Origin of the sequence: Spirillospora sp. NPDC049024 (assembly GCF_040649235.1) — a bacterium.
Classification (GTDB): domain Bacteria; phylum Actinomycetota; class Actinomycetes; order Streptosporangiales; family Streptosporangiaceae; genus Spirillospora.
Window position 1 is genome coordinate 1 of record NZ_JBEZFD010000055.1, and the last position, 3,659, is coordinate 3,659.

Annotated in this window: 3 protein-coding genes; all 3 read right to left on the minus strand. The window is 67.8% G+C overall.

Annotated elements, in window-relative coordinates; genetic code table 11:
- On the minus strand, positions 1-1,124 hold a 1,124-nt coding region (locus AB0C21_RS43245), incomplete at its 3' end, for a tyrosine-type recombinase/integrase (RefSeq protein ID WP_500212329.1).
- Between the two features lie 459 nt (positions 1,125-1,583).
- On the minus strand, positions 1,584-1,784 hold the full coding sequence (locus AB0C21_RS43250; protein WP_230298595.1) for a helix-turn-helix domain-containing protein: 201 nt from the start codon (positions 1,782-1,784) through the stop codon (positions 1,584-1,586).
- Positions 1,785-1,844: 60 nt separating this feature from the next.
- The gene (locus tag AB0C21_RS43255; RefSeq protein WP_500212330.1) at positions 1,845-3,497 is read right to left on the minus strand and encodes a relaxase/mobilization nuclease domain-containing protein; all 1,653 of its coding nucleotides are present in this window, start codon (positions 3,495-3,497) and stop codon (positions 1,845-1,847) included.
- Between the last annotated feature and the right edge of the window lie 162 nt (positions 3,498-3,659).

Below are 3,659 nucleotides of genomic sequence, written 5' to 3' on the forward strand. Positions count from 1 at the left end.
TCGCGGGTGAAGACCCGTCCGGAGTCCACCCATACCTCGGGGCCGGCGGCGGATCTTTCTCGTTCCTGAACGGCCCGCCAGTCCAGCAGTACCGAAATGGTCGCCTCGTCCAGCGCCACGGTGCGCTCGCCGGCCTCGGTTTTGGTGTCGTCGTACTCGTCGGCCTGGCTCTCGGAACCAGGACGCGTCTCGCGGACGGTCAGCGTGCCCGCGCCTTGGATGTCGGTGTCCGCCCATGCGAGTCCCGCGACTTCGGCTCGACGCAGCCCGCGGAAGGCGACCAGGTGGAACAGGGCGTACAACCGCTCGTCCGCGATGAAGTCGAGGAAGGCGCCCGTCTGGGCGGGTGTCCAGACCATCACCGGCCCAGGTACCTTGCCGGTCTCCTGCCATCGCTGGACGCGTTCGGTCGTCCAGACGAGCGGCTTCGCCCGCCTTCCCTTGACGCGTGGTGTTTCTACGTGCGCGATCGGGTTCTCCCGCAGTCGCTTGGACTTCACCGCCCAGTTGAGAGCCGAGAGCAGAACCGCATGGATCTTCCTCACCCGCGTCGGGGAAATGGGCTTGGTCTGTTTGCGACGGGGAGCCTCTCCGACCTTGAGCTGTCGCGTTGAGTACGCGCGGACTTCAAGCAGGCGCCGGAGCATCTCGCTCGGCTTCGTCCCGTCCGGGAGGGGACGGTTGATCTGCATGATCGCCTCGTACAGGCCGATCACGTGCTTGTCTCTCAGGTCGACCAGCTTGAGGTGTCCCAAGCCGGGCACCAGGTAGAGCTGGACGATCTCCGTATAGTCCGCGAAAGTCGAGGCGGACAGGCTCTCCTTCTTGGCAGGAAGCCAGATCGTCTCCAGGTACGCGCCCGTCTTCAGGCTCCGATCCAGCTGCCGTCCATGGATCTCGAACTTGGCCAGCTCTTCCGTGAGTGCCTGCTGCGCCGCCTTCTTGGTCTTGAATGGCCCGACAGTCGGCTGTCTTCGTCGGCCGCTGCTTCCTGCGGGGGCGTCGTAGCGCGCCCACCATGCTCCGTGGTCGCGGATGACCAGCTTCGGGCACTTGCCCGCGGGGTACTTCTCGCCGGTCTCGGGATTACGGCAACCGCAGCGCTTGTAGGTCGTACCTCGCATGTCTCCTCCTTCGGGAACGGTTCGTTCCGTGGTGGCGGGGGCTGCGAAACGGCTCTGCGGGAGTTGCTCTATTCGCGAGGCCGTCTCCCAGCCGGACACCACTCGATTCGCGCCGAGCTCCTCGTCAATCTCGGTGAGCTTCAGGCGGGTGTAAGGGGCTTCGCAGAACGCTTCCTGCCGGGCAGCGAGGCCCTCGATCGCCTCACGGGCAGGGGGTGACGGGAGGTCCCGGGGCGCGGAAGGGAGGCAGTAGCGTTCTGCTTCTGCACGCTCACGGTGAGTGAACTACAGTCAGGTAGATCTTTTCAAGCAAAGCCTTGGTGGTTGAAAGCCGAGGTCAGACGCCCGGCGCCGGGATGCCGAGCTTCGTCGCCATCCCGGCGCCGGGCGGCCTCTCTCCCGGACTTGCCAGCGTCTCCTGGTTCACCCGGAATCAGCGAGCCAGCCGACTCCTGAGGGCTACGTGACGCCGAGCAACTTGCGGAGTTCCGCGGTCGGCACGCGGTAGGTGGTGCCGACTCGGATGATGCGACAGGGGAAGTCGCCACGCTTCGCCAGCTCGTAGGCGTACGTGCGGGACAGTCCAAGTGCGCGTGCGGCAGTCATGATGCTGACGACCGTAGGGAGCGTGTCGAGGTCTTTGTACTGCATGGTCTGCATTCGGATGCCTCCGTGTCTTGGTATGTGGAGGTGGAGTGATGCTTCGCCATGGCGAACTTGTTAGCGGCGCGGGCGGCTTGGGCGGGCTGGTGGCGTGGGGCTGGACGGTGCGGAGCAGCTGGGTGTCGTGGGTAGCAGCGGAGCCCATGGGCTGGGGAAGGCAGCCATGGCGAGGCGTGCTTGCGAGGACGTGGCTGCCTCTGCTGGTGGACGTGGCACGTTGTCGGGACTGGCGGGTCTTGCTGCGCGGACCTGCGAGGCTGCTCTCCGGGCGGCTTCAGCTTGGGCTTGCCGGCGCTGGAGTCGGCGGAGCTCGGCGATGGTGTCGAGCAGGGTGATGAGGCTGGAGACCAGCAGCACCGCCGACACCGTCGTCCGATCCTTGATGACGCCGGTCAGCGCGAGGAGCCGGGCCGTGGTGCGCAAGGCGTTGCCAGCAGGACTGGGACGGGGAAGACGCCCGTAGGGTGCGCGAGCGGCACGGTCGTAGGCGTCGGCCGCGCGGCGGAGGTGGTGGTTGCCGGTGACTTGTGCGGCCGCGTGGAGGGCATCGAAGGCAGCCCAGCAGGCGTCCTGGCCGGCGTGCGGATTGGTAGCCAGGTGGCGACGGAGATGGGCGGTGGCGTGGGCGGCGGCACGGGCGGCGTCGTCGTAAAACGCCTGCCGTTCCTCGATCGTGAGGTCGTCGTCGACAGTTGGCGCGTGGTCGGCGGCGGGCGAGGCCCAGCGTTGCTGGAGCCGCGTGAGTGAGAGGTCGTCTGCAAGGCAGCTTCCCGCGTGCCAGGTCGGTTCTTCGTCACCGTGGTCTGTGGGGAACGCGACGGCGTAGCCGGTGATCTGGCCAGGCGTGTGCTGGCTGTCGCGGACCTTGACCAGGAGGCCGTAGTCCTGGAGGCGGCTGAGGAACTCGTTGGTCGTCCGGGCTTCGTCCGCGGCACGGCGGACGGTCGTCCGCAGCACAGCCCGCTTCGTCCGCTTGGACAGGTGCCGTCCGTCTAGCGGACGGACGGCGGACGAGCCGCGGACCGCGCCGTCCGCACCTGCCCAACGGTGGCGGAGCTTGGGCAGTGTGAGGTCGGAGGCGAGCTTGCCGCCCCCGTACCAGACCGGCTTCCCCTCTGCGTTCACATCACCGGGCGCAGCCACCGCATACCCGGTCAGTTCGCTGGCCGTCCGCTGGCTGAACCGCCGCTTCACCAAGACCCCGTCGGCCTGGAGGCGTTCGAAGAACTCGCTCTCGCTACAGGCGCCAGCGGCCGCCGTCTGGACCTTGCGACGCAGGACGGTACGGGCTGGCACTGGCTGACCACGGCGGACGGCCTTCTCGGTCTCGCCGCGTTTGGGACGGCAGGCCGCCGTCCGGTCCGCGGGCGCCGTGGAACGCAGACCGAACCGCTCCTCCACCGCCCGGCAGGCGTCACGGACCCGGTACCCGTCGTTCCATACCTCAGGGCGGACGCCGTCCGGCCGCGCCAACGTTGCAACGATGTGGACGTGGTCGTCGGCGTGGCGGACGGCGATCCAGCGAACGGAGTCCACGTCCCCCGTCGGTGCCAAGCCGGTCCGCTTCATGATCTCGGTCGCGATCTGCGCCCACTGCCCATCGGTGAGGACCGGGTCCTCAGGCGCGGCCCGCACGGCGCAGTGCCAGACGGGCTTGCGGTAGTTCCGTTCACCGAGCAACGCCAGCGGCTGTGTCAGCAGACCCTCCACATGACGAAAGTCGCGGCGACCATCAGGCCCTACCCCCGGCTCCAGATCGGCCGCGTCCTCGAAACCCGCTGAGGTTCCCCCCGTAGCACGGACAGCTGGCGTGAGATGGGTCAGGTGGCCGTAGTCGAGGAGCGGTGTCGTTCCTCGTAGTCCACCGGACTG